Source organism: Paenibacillus puldeungensis (assembly GCF_042678945.1).
GTDB lineage: Bacteria > Bacillota > Bacilli > Paenibacillales > Paenibacillaceae > Fontibacillus > Fontibacillus puldeungensis.
This window is the reverse complement of record NZ_JBHTLM010000007.1, coordinates 67,393-86,240: the sequence shown is the minus strand read 5'-3', so window position 1 is coordinate 86,240 and position 18,848 is coordinate 67,393. Positions and strand designations below refer to the sequence as shown.

General features: G+C 52.2%; 12 protein-coding genes and 1 pseudogene. 11 read left to right on the top strand and 2 right to left on the bottom strand.

Features of this window, described 5'->3' with window-relative positions; translation table 11 throughout:
- Positions 1–82 precede the first annotated feature (82 nt).
- The 5 genes from ACFQ3W_RS11675 (at position 83) to ACFQ3W_RS11655 (ending at position 10,240) form a co-directional block, all read left to right on the top strand.
- Positions 83–775, top strand: coding sequence for a hypothetical protein (locus ACFQ3W_RS11675; protein WP_379319408.1), 693 nt, complete (start codon positions 83–85; stop codon positions 773–775).
- A complete protein-coding gene (locus ACFQ3W_RS11670; protein ID WP_379319407.1) occupies positions 754–4,995 on the top strand; it encodes a glycoside hydrolase family 2 TIM barrel-domain containing protein in 4,242 nt (1,413 codons plus the stop codon). Before ACFQ3W_RS11675 ends, ACFQ3W_RS11670 begins: the two co-directional genes overlap by 22 nt.
- A 99-nt stretch (positions 4,996–5,094) precedes the next feature.
- A complete protein-coding gene (locus tag ACFQ3W_RS11665) occupies positions 5,095–7,593 on the top strand; it encodes a GH36-type glycosyl hydrolase domain-containing protein (protein ID WP_379319406.1) in 2,499 nt (832 codons plus the stop codon).
- A gap of 35 nt (positions 7,594–7,628) precedes the next feature.
- The gene (locus tag ACFQ3W_RS11660; protein ID WP_379319405.1) at positions 7,629–8,771 is read left to right on the top strand and encodes a glycoside hydrolase family 88 protein; all 1,143 of its coding nucleotides are present in this window, start codon (positions 7,629–7,631) and stop codon (positions 8,769–8,771) included.
- A 242-nt stretch (positions 8,772–9,013) separates the two neighbouring features.
- Positions 9,014–10,240, top strand: coding sequence for a BNR-4 repeat-containing protein (locus ACFQ3W_RS11655; protein WP_379319404.1), 1,227 nt, complete (start codon positions 9,014–9,016; stop codon positions 10,238–10,240).
- A 153-nt stretch (positions 10,241–10,393) separates the two neighbouring features.
- Here the strand turns inward: ACFQ3W_RS11655 and ACFQ3W_RS11650 are convergent, their stop codons facing one another.
- Positions 10,394–11,068 (bottom strand): SOS response-associated peptidase, encoded by a 675-nt coding sequence (locus tag ACFQ3W_RS11650; RefSeq protein ID WP_379319403.1) that lies wholly within the window; start codon positions 11,066–11,068, stop codon positions 10,394–10,396.
- A 249-nt stretch (positions 11,069–11,317) separates the two neighbouring features.
- Here ACFQ3W_RS11650 and sigK point away from each other — a divergent pair, with 249 nt between their 5' ends.
- Complete coding sequence (sigK, locus tag ACFQ3W_RS11645) at positions 11,318–12,013, top strand: RNA polymerase sporulation sigma factor SigK (RefSeq protein WP_379319402.1); 696 nt, start codon at positions 11,318–11,320, stop codon at positions 12,011–12,013.
- A 249-nt stretch (positions 12,014–12,262) separates the two neighbouring features.
- On the opposite strand, the gene ACFQ3W_RS11640 is transcribed toward sigK, so the two are convergent.
- A complete protein-coding gene (locus ACFQ3W_RS11640; protein WP_379319401.1) occupies positions 12,263–13,120 on the bottom strand; it encodes an SDR family NAD(P)-dependent oxidoreductase in 858 nt (285 codons plus the stop codon).
- Between the two features lie 173 nt (positions 13,121–13,293).
- On the opposite strand from ACFQ3W_RS11640, the gene ACFQ3W_RS11635 reads away from it, so the two are divergent.
- The 5 genes and pseudogenes from ACFQ3W_RS11635 to ACFQ3W_RS11615 all read left to right on the top strand — a co-directional run bounded on the left by ACFQ3W_RS11635 (position 13,294) and on the right by ACFQ3W_RS11615 (position 18,801).
- Positions 13,294–13,782: a MerR family transcriptional regulator gene (locus ACFQ3W_RS11635; RefSeq protein WP_379319400.1), complete on the top strand. Its 489-nt coding sequence runs from the start codon at positions 13,294–13,296 to the stop codon at positions 13,780–13,782.
- A 14-nt stretch (positions 13,783–13,796) separates the two neighbouring features.
- Positions 13,797–14,021 (top strand): annotated as a pseudogene (locus ACFQ3W_RS11630) (sigma factor); the annotation flags it as partial.
- A gap of 297 nt (positions 14,022–14,318) precedes the next feature.
- Entirely contained in the window at positions 14,319–16,097 is a 1,779-nt protein-coding gene (locus ACFQ3W_RS11625; protein WP_379319399.1) for a cache domain-containing sensor histidine kinase, read from the top strand.
- Positions 16,098–16,111: 14 nt separating this feature from the next.
- The gene (locus ACFQ3W_RS11620) at positions 16,112–17,287 is read left to right on the top strand and encodes a response regulator (protein ID WP_379319398.1); all 1,176 of its coding nucleotides are present in this window, start codon (positions 16,112–16,114) and stop codon (positions 17,285–17,287) included.
- A gap of 212 nt (positions 17,288–17,499) precedes the next feature.
- On the top strand, positions 17,500–18,801 hold the full coding sequence (locus tag ACFQ3W_RS11615; RefSeq protein WP_379319397.1) for an ABC transporter substrate-binding protein: 1,302 nt from the start codon (positions 17,500–17,502) through the stop codon (positions 18,799–18,801).
- Positions 18,802–18,848: the final 47 nt, after the last annotated feature.

Here is an 18,848-nt window from a genome sequence, read left to right as displayed (position 1 = left end):
AAGCAGATTTGGATCGTTAACAGGATGGCAGGCACGTATGCGGGAGCTTGAGTAGGAAAGACCTAGATGTGGAGGTGCGCGAGTGGAGCGCTGTTTATATAGGGCTGAATGGATGGAAGAGGTTGAGTTTTCTGACTTTTTCCGTGAGCCCACGGTTTCACAGTCGGTTGCCGAAGCCATGGAACGGTTGCAGGTTGATCATCTGAGCTTATTTGCCTGTGGCCCGCAGTTGTATATCTATTACGAATGTTTGGGGGAGCCGGTTTTGCCGGGAAGCCTGTTGACCACGGGAGGCGAGCGGCTGTCCATGTGGCCCGGAGTGGAACGGGGGCGGCGATGGGCGCCGATGATGGATATTTTTCATTATCAGCATCCTGTTTCGCTGCGGCATTGGCAGCGTAAGAACGACAGCGGCGAGCCATACGGAAGAATCGCGCTGTTGAAGCCGGAGATGGTAGCAAGTTACGTGTATTATCACTATCAGTATCAGGAAGAAAAGCCCGGCGACGGCGATAAATACGGCATCATCGGATTGCATGAGAATGTGCTGTTTTTTTATGCGGAGCAACCGACCACACTGGAGCCCGCACCTTATGAGGGAAAGCTCAGCACGTCGCTTCGGCCGGAGCGCTGGGCAGAGGTGATGGAGCCGCATTTTATCAAGTGGAAGGACGCCCCTGCAGGACAGGAGATTTGGCGAAAGCTGGAGCTTGTGCTTGGAGCGTCCTTTCGCCTTGAGAAGGAGGGGAAAAGATGCGTCATTCGTTATGTCTGAACGGGGAATGGGATTTTATGCCCCTAAATGACCAGCCGCAATGCCGAACGCTACCGGAGAAAATTGTGTTTGAAGCGCAGAAAATACAGGTTCCCTCCAGTTGGAGGCGAACGTATGAGCAAGCGAATGGCAAACGCTTCGGAGAAATCCCGGAGTATGGCTTCATGCCGATGGATATTTTCGGTTATCCGAAGGAATGGGACACAGCTGAGGCGGGTGTGCTGCACCGCAACTTTCGAGTTCCCGAAAAAATGGCCGGACAGCGAATCGTGCTGCGGCTGGACGGAATCATGCAGAAGGCCGTCATTTATTTGGACCGAAAAGAAATCGCGGTATGGGAAGATGGCTACCTGCCGCTGAGACTCGACATTACCTCTTCAGTACTGGCCGGGCGAGAGCATGAGCTGCATGTCGTTTGCGGCAGTTTTGATAAAGTGAAGCTTCCTTCCGGCACGCAAAAAACAACCGGGCTTGTCGGCTCCTGGTTCGGCGGCGTATGCCGGGGAATATGGCAGGATGTTTACTTGGAGAGCTATCCGCTGCTGGCGCTGGAGGATGTTGCTTTTCGTACGTCAGTCCGGGAAGGGCGGCTTGAGGCCCGGGTCATTGTCGGTGCGGCGGAATGGGCTAATGTGAGGGCGGATGGCCCGCTTCGCGTAAGGTTAAAGGTGCGGGAAGAAGGGGTGCGCAGGCGGGATGTAAATGAGCGTGGGGTTCTAAAGACGGAGGTGGGGTGCTTCGCCAAGAATTCGGGGACGACAGACCCGAAGGCCGCGGGGGACCTACCCATGGAAGCTACGGAATCCTCCAAGCTTCGTCCGGAGGTTATGCCTGTGCTGGCTTTTGAGCAGCCAGTTGAGTCAATTCCTCCCGGGGAGGTGGAGTGGTTAAGACTTTGTGAGAACGAACGGGGTGGTGAGGTTTACCAGTCTTTTATTACGCTGGATTGGAAAGATGCCAAGCTGTGGAGCCCCGATTTTCCTTTTTTGTACCGGGCGGAGTTGGAATTGCTTGCCGGAGAACAGTTCATTGACCGGCGGGAGGAGGTATTCGGCTTTCGGGAATTTTGGTGCGAAGGCTCTGAATTTCGGTTAAACGGCATTCCAGTCAAGCTGCACGGTGATTCATGGCATTTTCAGGGCGGGATACAGCAAACTGAGGCCTATGTCCGTAACTGGTACAGAATGTGCCGTTCGGTTGGGGTGAACAGCATCCGGCTGCACGCCGAGCCTTATCCGGCGGACTATGTGCGTATTGCCGACGAGGAAGGCATGCTGATCGTGGATGAAACGGCTATTTACGGGTCGAGCAAGTCGATGCTGGCCGATCATCCCGCTTTTCTGGAGAACTGCCGAATGCATGTGCGGCGGCTCGTCCAGCGCGACAAAAACCACCCATCGGTCATCATGTGGAGCTTGCAAAACGAGATGCGCTGGGTGGACGGGCGAAATGGCTACAAAGAACATATTCCCGAGCTGATGACAGCCATCCGGGAGCTCGACGCTTCACGGCCGATTATTGCTGAAGGAGACAATCGGCTGGTGTCTAAAGCGCGTACGGAGGTGGAAAGCCGCCATTACAATATCGACGGAACGATCGATCAGTGGGATAGAAGTGTTCCCTTGACCTTTGGAGAACACGGCGGTTGGTGGTACATCTGCCCGCAAAACAGCAGCATGTATGTTGGACTTCGGGCTTACAGGGACACGGACGAAAGCACAGCGGGGCTGGCACAGAAGGAGAGACTGTTTGTGGAATATGCGCGGCGTCATGGCGTATCCGGCATTTCGACATTTAATTTTGCTCACTACTTCATGCGGGCGATGCCTGATCGGGATGTGATCCTTCCGCTTATGGAGCCTGGGGTGCCGGGCGTTAAGCCAAAGGTGATCCCGGCCTATTCGCTGACGATCAACAATGGCCTGCTGCCAGAAGGCTATCCGCCGTATAGGCCTAATCCTGCCTTTTCCGTGATGGCGGAGGCGTTTAAGCCAGCCACGATCATTGCTGCTGAGTATAACCGCTGTTTCTATGACGATGCTCCTATCACCCGCAGCTTTGATATTTACAACGATACGCTTTCAGCCCAGGAGGTCACAGTCGAATGCGTGATACGCCAAGAGGAAGGCGTCATCCAAAAGCAAACCTTTACCTTTCGTCAAGGTCCCGCCGAACGTAAAACCGTTTGGCTCGCGTGGATTCCGCAGCCTGTTATAGCAGAAGGATCAGCGGAACTGACGGCGACGCTGTATCACGGAAGTAAGAGGATGCATGAGCTGCGGCTTACTTACAGGCTTATGGCCGCAAGCCTGCTGCGTGAACCTGTAAAAATTGGGCGTCCTACCGTCTACTGGGGGACGGAAACGGATTATGAGGTGATCCGTCGGCTTGTCCCTGACTGTGGATGGGTGGACCGGGAGAGACTTGCCGATTTGTCTACCGACCATTTGCTCGTAATCGGCAGTTACACGGAGGATACGGACGGTAGTCTGGAGGCGGAGCTGAAAGCCTTTGTTGCCAGAGGGGGCTGGTTGCTGTTGCTGGAGCAGAACCAGCTATCGCTAGGGAAGCTGACGCTGTCGCGCCGGCCATTTCTCCGCGCCCATGTCGGCGATTACAGTCATCCGGTGCTGAACGGACTTGGCGAGGATGACTTGATGTTCTGGCATGAGGAACTGCGGGAAGATGGGCCGGTGCCGATTATCCATGCAGCCTTTGAGAAGCCGGCCCTCGGCGATTTTACGCTGCTGCTGGAATGCAGCGCCGGGGATTTCGGCGATGGCGGCGATCTATGGTCGCCGCTGCTGGAATACCGGAGCGGCGGCGGGATGTTCTTGGCCAATCAGCTCGATATGATGGCCCACATAGACCACGTGCCGCAGGCGTGTTTGCTGCTGCGCAACCTGCTTGCCTACGCGGGCCGGACGGAGGAGCTGCCGATTGGAGCCGGAGAGGTCTTTGTTGTCGACGATGAGGCTAGGCGGGCCGCGGGTGCCGAGGGGTTAGTAGCAGCGAGGGCAAAAGCGTTGGGGACGGCGGCACTGGTGCAGTCTGGCGGAGCGGCCGCGTCCTTCCTCGGCCGCCTGCTTCTGCGGCATGTCGCGCTGGATGGCGCCGCAGCTCTGGAGGACTTCGGCCTCCTTGTGGCCGAAGCCTCCATGCTCGAAGCGCCGGGGGCGGCCGAGGCCGTCCGGCGCTATGCCGAAGCCGGCGGCCGCGTGCTCGTCCTGCCGGCGGAAGCCCCGCAGCAGGCGGCGCTCGCCCGCCTGCTGGACCGTCCCGTGCGCGTATTGCCGCACGAGACGTATCACTTGGCGGCGGACTACGCCCACGCCGCCGTCCGCGGCGTAAGCCCGGTCGACCTGTTCGGCTTCGACAAGGTCTTCCTGTCGCCGCGGGACGCGGTAAACCGGGTCCTAGCCACTCATCGGCTGGAGGTGCCGGGCGCATATGCCTTGTGCACCAGCGTAGAAGGAACGGCGTGGAAGGACTACTTCGTACATGGGTATACGGCGGAATACAGCCGCTTGGCTCTGGTGGAGCTAAACCGCAGGAAAGCTCGGCCCGCTGGAGCATTTCTCGTCCAGCTCAAGGCAGGTGCTGGAAGCATTCTTTGCTCTCAGCTTCTGCCGGAACCTGCCAGCGATAAGGCGCTCCGCTTATACACTCGCCTGCTCGCCAATCTTGGTGCGGATTTTGACGACGGCTTGCTGGAAAGCGAGAAAGGCGACGGAGAATGGGCCGCCCCGGCGATGATGGCATTGCCCTGTCCACCTCATGTAGATTTCGATGCCATGAAGGCGTACTACATTGATCCCGAATTTTCGCTAAACAATTTGGGAGAGGGCCTCTACGGCTGGATGCAGAAAAAAGAGCGTCGCCCCGGTGACGGCAAGCTGCACATCGCAAACGCTGGGCATGACCCCTGGTTTTTCAGCTGCTTTGTCGGGGTGCCTGAAGGAACTGGGGCGGAGGGACACATCCGCCGAGGACGCCTGCGCATCCACGCGGACGCAACATATGAAGTTTATCTGAACGGGAAGCTTGTGCCAGAGCCCGAGAAGGAACTTACCCTTGCGGCCGGAATTAATCGGCTGATCGCGATTGTACGTGGAACGGGTGAAAACCTGAACTTAGGATTAGTCTTCCTCCATCCGGACGGCGCTTATATGAAGGACTTGGAGTACCGCTTAACGCTGGATGAAGTGGAACCGAAATGAGTTTTCTACTTGGAGCCCATTCGGATTCACGCCTTGGCCTGATTGCTCAGATTTAGGTTGTCTATTTTTTCAAACGCTTGAAAAAGGAGCTGAATCGAATTGACATCTGCCGATTCAAAACACGCCGACCCGCCAGGGACACTCGTCATCGGCAACAACGTTCCGTCCGGTGAGACGTTTGATGCCCCGTCCACTACGCCTAACGGCAGCCAGGCCCAAACGGTCGATCATAACCCGCAAAACTACTACACCTTCCGAGACGCGGAGAGGGAAGTGGAGTTCAAACGGCATGACATGCCGACACCGTGGATGAACTACCTGTCCAACGGCACCTTCCATACCATGCTTTCGCATGCCGGGGGCGGGGTCGCTTTTTATAAGTCACCGCAAATTTGGCGCATCACGCGATACCGTTTTTTTCACCTGCCGATGGACCGCTCGGGCCCCTATTTCTACGTGCAGAATAAGGAGTCGGGGGCATATTGGTGCCCCACCAACGAACCGGCGATGAACAAACCGGAGGAGTGGAAAAGCGCTCACGGCATGGGGTATACGAGATTTGAGGCGAAGCGGGACGAGATAGCCGCTAAAGTGGTGTATTTTGTTGGCCCTTATGAAAATTCGCTGATCTGGAACTTGACCTTGTCAAACGAGGGGAATACGGCAAAACAGTTAAACATTTACGCCTATGTCGAGTTCGGGATGATGGAGTTCATGCGCGAGCTGCAGTGGCAGTGCTACAACAAGCATCAGGTATCGGTCCGGTACCATAAGGCGGGGGCGCTCGTTTACCGATATGGCGTCGAAAACCAGCCAAAGCCGGAGGAAACGCCGCTGGTATATTTCGCTTCCGATGCACCGCTCAGCGGTTACGATGGGGATCGCGAGGAATTCATCGGCAGCTACCGCAGCGAGACCAATCCGGCGGCGATTGAGAACGGTGGCTGCACCGGATCGACGCTGATGGGCGGTGATCCTTGCGGTGCATTGCAATTCAGCATTACGCTGCAGCCGGACGAACGTCGCACAATTAATGTTTTCCTCGGTACGTCTGCAGATGAGGCTGGCGTTGAGAAAGCGATAGCCCGCTCCCGGGAAGCCGGGTTTGTGGATCGTTCCTTGCAGGCGCTGAAGGAAAACTGGAACGCCTACCTGGGGGTATGGGAAAGCAGGTTGCCAGACCCGGACGCCGAGCGGATGATCAACATCTGGAACCCGTACCAGGCGCACCGCAATTTCCTGTTCTCACGAAACATTTCCTTCTATGCCACCGGAACATTCCGCGGCGTAGGCTACCGGGATACCTCGCAGGACATTTTGGCCGTCGTTCCGTTTGACGCCGGGCTGGCCTTAAGCAAGCTGCAGCTTCTGCTCGGCCAGCAGTACAGGGATGGACACGTAAACCATTATTTTTTCCCGAACGAAGGCTGGGAGCCGGTGACGACCGTTCATTCCGACGATCATTTATGGACCGCGCTGGCGGCCTGGGATTTGCTTGCGGAAACCGGCGATGCGGCCTTCTTAGGGGATCAGGTGCCATATTATGATGGCGGCCAAGGCACGGTGTATGAGCATTTGAAGGCTGCAATCGATTTTACTGCGTCAAAGCTCGGGCCAAACGGCTTTCCGCTAATGCTGCGCTCGGACTGGAACGACCAGCTGTTCCGGGTATGCCGCGAGGGGCGTGGGGAAAGCATCTGGACCGCGATGCAGCTTGGCACGGTGCTGCTGCGCATGGTCGATCTTGCGATGGCGTCAGGCCATCCGGAGGATGTCGCAAAGTATGAAGCGATGTACGAAGAACAGCGTAAGCTGGTAAACAGCATCGGTTGGGACGGACGCTGGTTCCGCCGCGCCATTATGGATGATGGCCGATTCCTGGGAAGCGACGAGCATGATGAGGCCAAAATCTGGCTCAATGCCCAGACCTGGGCGATTATTTCCGGTATGGCGGAGCCGGATAAAGGCCTGCAGGCGATGAACAGCGTTCGCGACATGCTCGACACGGAGCTCGGCATTAAAAAGATTCACCCTTCGATCACCACATTTCCCGATCCCGCCGATCCCTTGACCAATTACAACAAGGGGACGGGAGAGAACGGAGCGGTATTTTGTCATGCCAACACCTGGGCGATTATCGCCGAATGCTTGCTGGGACGGGGGGATCTTGCCTACAAATATTACCGCCAGTTGCTGCCGAATGTAGCTATGGACAAAGCGGGCCTATGGCGCTACAAAGCAGAGCCCTATGTGTATGCCTCCAATTTGTTCGGTCCGGAATCCGACAAGTTTGGCCTTGCCAATGTCTCCTGGCTGACAGGAACCGCTGCATGGATGTATATAGCGGCCACCCAATACATGCTGGGCATTAAGCCGGTGCTGAATGGCCTGTCCGTTAACCCTTGCATTCCTGCAAGCTGGGAAGGGTATACGGTGAAACGGCGGTTCCGGGGCTGCATCTATGACATCACTGTCACTAACGAGAGCAAGGTCAGTACAGGCGTAAAAAGCATCATTGTAGACGGAGAGCCGATTCAGGGTACGGTTATTCCGCCCTATTCCGAACGTTCATCCGTCAAGGTCGACGTCATCATGTAAACTGCCGATCCATCTATTTTATTTAGGAGGGCCTTATGTATTGGAACGAGATTATCGAACAAACGCTGAACACAACCAAAGCTAATATAGCTCGTTTTCAGCAGCAATTTCCGCATGTAAGCCATGGCGACGGGAAATATCAGCTTATGAATCATACCGATTGGACGGAAGGCTTTTGGTCGGGTATTTTATGGCTCAGTTATGAATACAGCCGCGACGATTTGTTCCGGCAAGCCGCTATCGCAAGCGTTCACTCCTTTATAGACCGCCTGGAAAAAGAAAGTCATCTGGAGCATCACGATATCGGGTTTCTGTACATGTTGTCTACCGGGGCGCAGTGGATCGTGGAACAGGATGAAGCCGCGAGGAAAGCAACGCTGCAAGCCGCAGATCTGCTGATGAAACGGTGGCGGCCGTCCGCTCAAATCCTTCAGGCCTGGGGTCCCGAAGGCGATCCAGAGAACGGCGGCCGCATCATTATCGACTGCCTGATGAACTTGCCCTTGCTGTACTGGGCTGCCGAGCAAACCGGGGATTCCAAGTATGCTGATGCCGCCCGGATTCACGCCGAAAAAAGCAGACGTTTCCTGGTCCGCGGCGACGGCTCCTCGTATCACACCTTTTATTTTGATCCTGAAACGGGAGATTCCGTCCGCGGCGGAACGCACCAAGGCTTCCGGGACGGCTCCACCTGGACACGGGGGCAGGCATGGGGAATTTATGGATTCGCGCTGGCTTACCGCTACTATAGGGACCCGGCATTTTTGGATACGGCAAAAAGAATGGCCAAGTACTTCATCGCCCATCTTCCCGCAGACCAGGTTGCCTACTGGGACTTTGACGCGCCGCAAACGGCCGGCGAACCCCGGGACAGCTCAGCCTCCTCCATCGCGGCTTGCGGTATTTTGGAAATCATCGATCATTTATCGGCTGATGATCCCGATCGGACCTTTTTCTACTCATTCGTCGAGCGATCTATGACGGCTTTAGTTGACGGCTGTTTTGCAGGCGGCGGTGGCGAGAAAGCCGAGGAAGGCTTTCTGCGGCACGGTTCGTATTTTGTAAGGGGCGGGATTGCCGCGGATGATTTTGTCATTTGGGGCGACTATTTTTTCCTCGAGGCTCTCGTGCGTCTAACAAAAGGATTCCCAGGCTACTGGTATGAACGGCCAAATTGAAAATTTTCTTGTCTTCGGTTCGGGGTGTAGTTTTCGGCGTGCTATGAAAAGAATTGTTCTATCGCCTAGAAAAATGCCCATTTCCGTTCAATGAGATACGGTGTTTTGATCCTACCTTCGGTCAAGAAGCAAGTGATACGCTTGATTTGGATTTTCAATTTTATAGTTGGGGGGGCGCGGTAACGATGATCAATCTGAAAAGGATGAAAGGATGGAGGATCTGCCTCATTGTTCTAGCATTGATGACACTGCTACCAGCCGGTACGGGAAGTGCCGCAGCTGCACTTGAAGAAGTTCCTTACCCGATGGACTCCAGCAACCAGGCCGGATGGTGGTCACCGCTCGATACGTATGGCACAGGATATGAGTATGCCTATATGGCCTACAATGCGCCTGGAAGCATCGCGGGCAAACATAAGGTGTATATCGCCAGAAGAGACGGCATGGGGGCCTGGAGCAATATCCCGGTCATGGATGGTTCGGCGGTTGCTGAATATACGGACGATAACGGTCACAGCCAGCCATCGATTGCCAGAGACGGAAGCGGAAGATTTCATGTGTTTGCTTCTATGCACGACAGCAATTGGCAGTATTTTCGTTCGGATACGGTGGGTGGAGCCCCGCAAAATCATTCTGCGGATATGCCCGATACTGCGGCAAAGGTAACCTACCCGATTCTGACAACCGCCCCTAACGGGGACCTCTATTTGCTGGTCCGCATCAGCAAGGATACCGCCGGCAAAAGAGAGGGCGTCCTGTATCGTTGGAATAACGCCGACTCCAGCTGGAGCAAGATTGCAACCATAGCTTCCACACTGAACCGATCCGTTTACCCTGACGATTTGGTCTTTGATGCCAACGGCGATTTGCACATTTTGTTCGAATGGTCGCAATTTGCAGCAAGTGCCCTGCGTCACGAGCTGTCGTATTTGAAATACAGCCCGTCTACCGGGGAGTTTTACAAGGCGGATGGAACACCCGTTTCTGCTCCTGTCTCGCTCTCTACCGCCGATATCGTTCAGCCCTTGGCTCCAAGCGAAGCGTACGTACAAAGCGGCGCCGATCCCGGCGGCCCCGGCGTTCAAAGCGCCAAACTCACTGTTGACTCCGCCAATCGTCCCATCATCGCATACCGCTACCGCGAGGCAGGTGGTACCAGCTTCACCGTGAAGCAGGCTACCTATGGTACCGGAGGCTGGGAGCTTCAGACCATTTATAACGCGGCGGAAACGAAAGCTGCCATTGACGTTACATGGACCGGTACGGAAGCAAGAATCTATTATGTGAAATCAAGCGGCACAGACCGGGCTTTTATGGCTGTGAATAACGGCGGAGCAGGCTGGACCGAAACTTCGCTCGCCCCAGGCAAGCCGATTGAGAGAATCGCGGTGGACCGCAGTCCTAAAGGCGTCGACATTTTGTATCTAGTGGATATTCCGAATTTGAAGCTGTATTATGGAAGAAATTAAGTAAATGGAACGAAGCCAAGCCCCTATCGCATATGATGGGGGCTATTTGTGTGGTGAAGGCATGGAAAATGAGAAGACTGGTTGGTAAACGGGACGGAGGCTTCTTGGTTTATTATCACTGGAACATCGACCATGCCCCTAGTGCCAGTACGTTTAACGTTTCACCCAGGCCAGCTCCAGATTCATTTCCCGAATACACTCGTCCGTGTCATACCGGTTGTTATCAATCAGCGGCGTCACCGCGTAGGCTCGCATTTCTTCTGCCGCATGCGGCCGGAGAATCAGATCCAGCGCATCCAGCTCATTCGTCTCCTCGTCAAGCCACCGGGTCATGTCCTCCGGGGATAACATCGCCGGCATCCGGCTCTCGAACTCGCCGATCAGCGGATTAGCCTCCGTCATGACGAGGGTGCAGGTGCGGAACGGCTCGCCGCGAGTATCCCGCCAAATTTCGTACAGACCGGCTACACCGAACATACCCCGGTTTTTCAGCACCACCCGGACGGGGTACTCCTTTTTTCCTTCTCTTTTCCAATAATAAAATCCATTGCACGGGATGATGCACCGCTGCGTATTCACGATTCTGCGGTAGGTCGGATTCCGGTGCACATTTCGGAGATCTGCGTTGATTGCATCTTTTCCCCAATAAGGAACGAACCCCCATCTAAACTCATCGAGAATCCGCTCCCCGTTTTCTTGAAGAACGACAGGCGTCGGCTGTGTGGGGCTGATATTAAAACGGTTTTTATAATAGTACAACACCCGTTCAATTTGAAAATACTCCTGAACCTCCTGCAACTCGGCAGCCACGGAGAAACGTTGACACATAGAAGATTTGCCTCCTTTAATCAGTTGCAGTGTAGTATTTGTAAAGGGAGGAAAATAATTCATCTATAAATTGCAGGAGTAGCTATTGTTAGGAATTGAATCCGAGTCAGGCCGTAAATTTCGGAGACGGTTCCTTTTTTTCCGTACAGGCACATCTGGGTCTTCGCCCACATACAATGTAGAACTGAACTTCATTGTGCGCTGGAGCGGGGTGCGCCCCCTTTGGCCTCGGACTTGGGGGTAATGTTCATGGAACTGTTTTCCACGATTGCGCTGTTCATTAAGCAACTGACACTGCTGGTCTCCTACGTAAAAAATAACGCGTTTCCCCAGCCCCTAACGGAGGAAGAGGAAACGATGCATCTGCAGCGGATGGCTGAAGGTGACGCGGTTTCCCGCAATCTGCTCGTTGAGCATAACCTGCGGCTGGTGGCTCATATTGTCAAAAAATTTGACAACACCGGCGAGGACCTGGAGGACCTAATCTCGATCGGTACGATCGGATTGATCAAAGCCATCGAAAGCTTCCGCCCGAATAAAGGGACGAAGTTGGCGACTTTTGCGGCTCGTTGTATTGAAAACGAAATACTCATGCATTTGAGATCGCTCAAGAAAACCCGCAAAGATGTATCATTACATGACCCGATTGGAACGGATAAGGAAGGAAACGAGATCACGTTGATTGATATTTTGGGAACGGAAGCCGACGATGTCGTGGACCGGGTCCAGCTTAAAATGGAGAAAAGTAAAATTTATCGTAACCTGGATATTTTGGATGAACGGGAGCAGGAAGTAATAAAGGGAAGGTTCGGACTAGAGCAAGGGGGAGAAGAGCGGACGCAGCGGGAGATCGCCAAGGAACTCGGCATCAGCCGGAGTTATGTGTCCCGGATTGAGAAGAGAGCGCTCATGAAGCTGTATCATGAGTTTTATAAGAAAAAATAATGAGATATGAATTATATAAAATATCGGCTTATCTTATTAGGAAGAATTAAGGTTAGCGATTAGGCGAAAATTAGATAGTCAAGGTGTACTGATGTTGGTTTGAAAAACTGCTTGAGAGACATTTCCCGTTGACAAAAGTATTTTGAAAAGTAGTCGCTAGGGGGGTTATCCCTGGTCGACTATTTTTCTTTGTTGACGTCGTTGCCCGACTTTCAGATGAGCCAAAGGATAGGTTTAACCCACCGTAAGTTATGAATTCCGTTGCAAAAATTCGTGTTCATAAATCGCTTGAATCCTTTCCAATACGTTTCGCGCCTGGTCTAAAAATTTTATTTCCGCAACCCGACCTTTCACCAAAAACACGCCGGTCTTATTCCGGTGTTCCCCGATTGCCCCCTCATACAGCTTGTCGGCGCCGTGAGTAGGCGGCGGGAAAAATAGCTTCATTAACACTCCAACCAAGAAGGGTAATCCGGATGCTTTCCCTTTTTTTAGCGTATTGTTGCCATCTGGGTCGACGCTGCGGATCATGATGTCGTCCTCAGAAAGCTGCGGCGCGATGGCTTGAGTCCACAGTGAAAGAGCTAGCTTTGAGATGGCGTAAGGGCCAATTAGTTTGCGGAAGGTTTTGGGACGTTCCAGGATATCGATCGTAAACTCTTTCGTGAATTTTTGCGCGGAGGATGAGGTATTGATCACTGTTTTTAAGCTGCCGATTTTTAGGAGCTCCTTCAACTCCATCAGTATAATATACGGAACGACCGTCAACAGTTCATAATGCTTCTCGCGTCCTTGTTTCGAATAGCTCAGCTTGGGAAACGACCCTCCGGCGTTATTGAACAAAATATCGATCCGCTGCTCCTTGTCTTTGATCTCTTCCAAAGTTTGTCTCAAGCTGACATAATCGGAAAGATCAGATGTTTTATAAATTCGAAGTAATCCATCCTTGACCGCATTTTGGATACTCATATCCTCCTTTGGAAAGTCGGAACGGTTCAAAGCAACCACTTGCCAGTCTTCCGACAGCAATTTCCGGGTTAATTCCAACCCGATTCCGGCGCTTGCGCCTGTTATCAATGCGATATGCTCACGTGGGTTCTTCTTCATTGTGCATCTCCTCCTGATATCGGAATATTTGCCTTGATAGCGCAAATTCTATAACTTGAAGTCGACTCCAAGTCAAGGCGCGAAAACAACGCTATTCCTAAGAATAAGAGACTTGACTTGGAGCCAGCTCCAAGATGTATAATGCACAAAAAGCAAACTACGGAGGGAACAGGATGAAGGAAGAACAGACCTTTACGATAAAACAAACTGCCGAACAAACCGGAATTACCGAGGATACGATCCGTTATTATGAGAAGATCGCGCTCTTGCCCCGTGCAGAGCGGAAGGACAACGGGCACCGCATCTATCGACAGGAAGACATCGATACGATCCGGCTGATCGCATGCCTGAAAAAAACGGGGATGCCGCTGGAGGAAATGCGGCCTTTTTTGGTGGTCTCCGCCGATACCGATCCGGCGGAATATCCCGAACTGGTGGAACTCTTAAGGAGCCACCGGAAAAATATTGTCAGCCAAATCGCCTCGCTGCAACAGGTCGTTGATTTTATCGACATGAAGCTGGAGGAGGGGAGATATCGACGGGACTGCTCGGATGAAGGTCTGGAGGGTTCATTAGAGAAAAGGATGGGAGAACCGAAACCAAAACCAGTCTCACCAATTGAGATGAGTTACTTTCCCATGTCGTCCAAAGCGGGCAAGTAACATCGTTTTGTGTCCATTACCTCAAAAAATTCGATAACACTGGCGAAGACCAGGAGGACCTGATCTCGACCGGTACGATCGGATTGATCAAGGCGATCGAAAGCTTCCGTCCCAACAAAGGGACGAAGCTGGCTACTTTTGCGGCTCGTTGTATCGAAAACGAGATCACGTTGATCGATATCCTTGGCACAGAAGCCGACGATGCGGTGGACCGGGTCCAGCTTAAAATGGAGAAAAGTCCCAGTCTGTTCAATGATCAAGTAGTCGGGGTGTCCGCAGAGCCGTTATAGAGACGGCAATGGCAACAGACGTCGAAAGAAGAATACCACCCGATTTCCGTTAAAGGATGAAACTGAGAATGTAAGAACCCGCTTCATGGCTTTTAGCCCAGGCGGGTTCTTTTCGCTAACGGTAAAAAAAGAGCAAAAAATAAATATCACGGGTATCAACTTGTTATAGACGAATATATATCTTTTCAGGCATGTCAGGAAGTGGAACAGAAGGAGGGTATAAGCATTCGACGGGTCTGGAACAACATGACGTATCAATCCAAGCTCCTTGTCGTACTTTGTACGCTGTGCATTCTACCCACCGTGTTGATAGGATGGCTCTCCTATCAGAAGTCGGTAGAGTCGCTGGAACGGAAAGTCGTCGACGACCTGCAGGTTATCGTTGGTCAACTCAATAATACGATTGCGACACAAGTCGAAGGGTTTGATCATTTCAGCACGCTTCCCTACTCCACGGAGGAAATGATTGATATCATCGGGTCGTCCAGCGCACCAACTGAGCAATGGGATCTGACTGAGCTTGGCAAACAGCAGCGGCTCATTGAACTGATCACGTCTTACCCATCCATTAATACGATGATCGAAGCCATCCTGTTCTACGGTACAGATGGAAGTGTTTACGGGTACCGGATTAACGGGGTGAAATCAATCGACAAATCGAGCAACCCACGAGAAGAACATTGGTTTAAGAATGCAATCGAACGGAAGGGTGGCCTGGTTATCTCCGGCTTGAGAAAGGAAAATCAATTCAACGGCGAGCCATTCGAAACGCTGACCGTTGCACGTATGTTGGTAAACCGTGATTATGAACCTGTAGCTGTTATTGCCGTTGACGTTAAGCCTGAATTTATCGACAAAACCGTTCGCTCGCTTGGTTATAAGAATGTCCATGTGACGGTAACAGGGACTTACGGGTTTGTGTATTCCAACCAGCCGTCGAAATCCGGCAAGCTTCTAGGAGTGGCGAAAGTAACGGACTCTGCTGACTCCGAGATTGTGCCGATTGCGGTCGATGCGACCATCAACGGAATGCAAGAATCATGGAGAGGCGTCAAGAAATATAATGAGTATACGGGCTGGACAACCTATCTGATGGTTGATCGAAAGGAGTTTTTGCAGGAAAGCGAAGTCATTAAGAAATTTTCGACCTTGGTTGTCTTCTTCATCTGCATCGCATCAGTTTTGCTGTCTTGGCTGCTCGCGAGGGGGTTGGCGAAACCGATAAAGAGTCTGATCCGCTCCATGCGTGGCATAGAGAGGGGCCAATTCCTCCTGCCCGATACTCCCGTCAATGGCCGCAAGGACGAATTCGGTCAATTGTTGCTCAGTTACAATCGAATGGTAAAGTATCTTGACGAGCTGGTCCATTCCATTGGGGAATCGGAGCGGCAGAAGCGGGAGGCCGAGCTGAACGCGATGCGGGCCAGAATCACTCCGCATTTTCTGCACAATACGATCAATTCCATCCGGATGTTGGCCATGCTGCAGCGATCGGATCAAATCGCTGCATTACTAAGGTCACTGAGTCGGTTGATCAACTCCAATATGCAGCTCGATCGGGAACTGGTCACGCTTCAAGAGGAGATCGAATTTCTAAAAGATTATTTACAGCTGATGGATTTGCGATATACCGGCAAATTTACGATTGATTGGGAGATGGAAGACGGCGTTATGGGGGCGCATATCCCGGCAATGATTCTCCAACCATTGGTAGAAAATGCGATTTTTCACGGATGCGGGAACATTGACGATAAGATGAGAATCGTAATCGGATGCAAGCAAGTCAAGGACGGAAGCCATCTAGAAATCGTCATTCAAGACGACGGCCAAGGAATCGATCCAGAGCTGCTCCAAAAAATCAACTCAGATACGGAATATGAGAAGACCAGGAATATCGGCATTCGCAATGTTCGGGATCGGGTTCGATTGCGATTCGGGTTCCAGTATGGGCTCGAATTGGACAGTGTCCCCGGGAAAGGCACGACCGCCAAGCTGATCATACCGCTTATTAAGGAAGGAGAGTAGGAAGAATGCGGAACATGATGGTTGTGGAGGACGAATCGATCGTTCGAATGGGGCTTCACTACATGCTCGATTGGGAAGCATACGATGTGTTCTGGAAAGCGGAAGCTTCCAACGGAGAAGAAGCTTGGAGGCTTCTGCAAACCCAGTCGTTCGATATCGTCATGACTGACATTCGGATGCCCGTCATGGATGGGATTGAATTGGTGCGAAGAATCAAAGAGCATTATGCCGATATCCAGATCATCGTGATCAGCAGCTATAACGATTTCCCCAAGGTGCAGGAGGCACTGCGCCTTGGTGTCGTTGATTATTTACATAAGCCGACGATGGACAGGGAGGAGATTGAGGCATCTTTGCAACGTCTTCTGGAGAGATTCAAAGCGAAGGAACGACCATCGGATCAGGATGAATGGCAAGCATCCAGACAACTGCGGAGTTCATTGCTTGCCGCGGTATCAGGCGGCGAAGAGGCAGGCAAGGACGTCCAACGGTCCTTGGAAAGATTAGGCTTGCATAGAGGATTTCGAATCGCGATCTTTCGCACGGAACCTTCGGAACCGTCTTCAGGTGTGGCGGGCAAAACCGGACCGTCACGATTTCCTTCCGTCGAATCCTTGATTGCAGGTTATGCGGTTCATATGGAAGGCAGCGTGCTGGCTGCCAGAAACGGAGAGGAACTGATCTGGCTGACTCCTGCATGGTCAGGAGGGGACCTGATGGATTTGGATGCTTGGCTCGGGGACGTTCGGCGCAATGTCATGAATTTGCTGCACGTCCCATTGACTTGCTCCTCTAGCGGCATATACCACGGGCCGGAATCGATCACGCAAGCATACGACGAAGCCGTCATGGGCTTGGCTGAGCAGAACGTAAGCAGTCATCAATCGGTTCGGCTCGCCAAGGAATACGTCGATCAGAATTTTCAACGGGATTTGTCGCTGTCGGAATGCGCACGGCATGTGCATGTCAGCACCAGCTATTTAAGCCGACTTTTCGCCAAGGAAATCGGAATGAATTTCAACGATTATTTGAATGCCAAAAGACTGGATCATGCGAAGGGGCTGCTAAGGGAAACGAATCGAAAGGTGCATCAAATTTCGGAGGATGTCGGATTCTTGAACCCCCATTATTTCAGCAAGCTGTTTAAGGAATATACCGGTATGACGCCTAGGGAGTTCCGGGGATTATAAGCCTGGAAAACCGCATACGAGAATAGATTGGAGCGATGCCATTACAAAAAAGAGCACGAATGAGCAAATTCGTGCTCTTTTTTTATCTGCGGACGGAAAAGATGACAGAAATGATAGGGTAATAACAATTTTGGTGCGTAGGAAGATAGGCGACGAACTTATATACTTGCTTTGAAGTGAAGAATGTACTTGCAAATAGGAGGGTTATTGGAATGAAGACATGGGGTAACTTAAAATTTCTGCTCGTCATTTTGCTCGTCGCTATGGTTGTCTCGGCCTGCGGAGGCAACAACTCGAAGGACAGCACGGAATCGCCGTCATCCAGCTCCAATGAAAATCCTAGCCAGACTGCTGCAAGTGGCAAGAAACCGGTAACACTGAAGCTTTCGACATGGAACCCGGTCAGCAAACAAGTGATTAAGAAGTTCCAAGAGAAGTATCCATACATTACCATAGAACACGATTACATTGCGGACCAGTACCGGGAGATTATTCGTACCCGAATCGTCTCCAAAGCCGACATGGACATCGTATGGATGTTTCCGAACCAACTTCGGGAATACGCGAGTCAAAAGAACGTGCTGATGGATATGACGGGTCAGCCGTGGCTGAAAAACTATCTGGATTCGGCTGTTCAACTCGGTACAGTTGACGGAAAAACGTATGGAGCCTCTTACAACTATTATGCGGTCGTGTTCTTCTACAACAAAGATGTCTTCAAGAAGCTGAACTTAACTGTTCCTAAAAACTGGGAAGAACTGATGAGTGTGAGCGAGAAGATCAAAGCCAGCGGTATGGCGCCGTTCATCACTGGCGGCAAAGACGCCTGGGCTACGCAGTTCCTTTCCAGCAGCAACTATGGCTATTACCAGAGGAAGGAACCGCAAATTTTCGATAAGCTGGCGAGCGGAGAGAAGAAGTGGACGGATCCGGAGTTTGCCAACTTCTTCGATCCTTTGATCGAGCTTGTGAACAAGGGTTACTTCCTGGAGAATTCCGTCGGTCTCGGCAACGATCAGGTCGTTCAGGTGTTCAAGGAAGGTAAGGCTGCTATGTATCCGATGGGCACCTGGTCGTTGGATCAATTCCCTGAGGATTTCAAGAATTTCCAAGTTGGCGCTTTCCCGATCCCGCTGAATAAAGGCTCGGATCCGCTGATCGTCAACCTCGTCTCCGATAATATCTTTACGGGTATTTCCTGGAGCAAGCATCCGGAAGAGGTCAAGCTGTTCATGGAGTTTGTATCCGATCCTACAAACGCGAAGCTGTGGTCGGAAGAGACGAAATCCGCCGTCACAGTTAAAGGTGGGACTTCCACGAACTATCATCCGATTTCCGGCGAACTGACCCAGACGATCGATTCGAATTTGACGTCGATTTTCCCGAGCTTAACGCCTTCTGTAGAGCCGACTTACTTCCCGATTCTGCAGAAGATACTGCTAAAGAGCAACGGCTCTCCGGCCGCACTGATGACCGAAATGCAGCAAGCGCAAGAGAAAGATCTTAAAAAGTAAGCAATAGCCATGGGTGGGAAAGTCCGGACAAGTGGGACTTTCCCTGC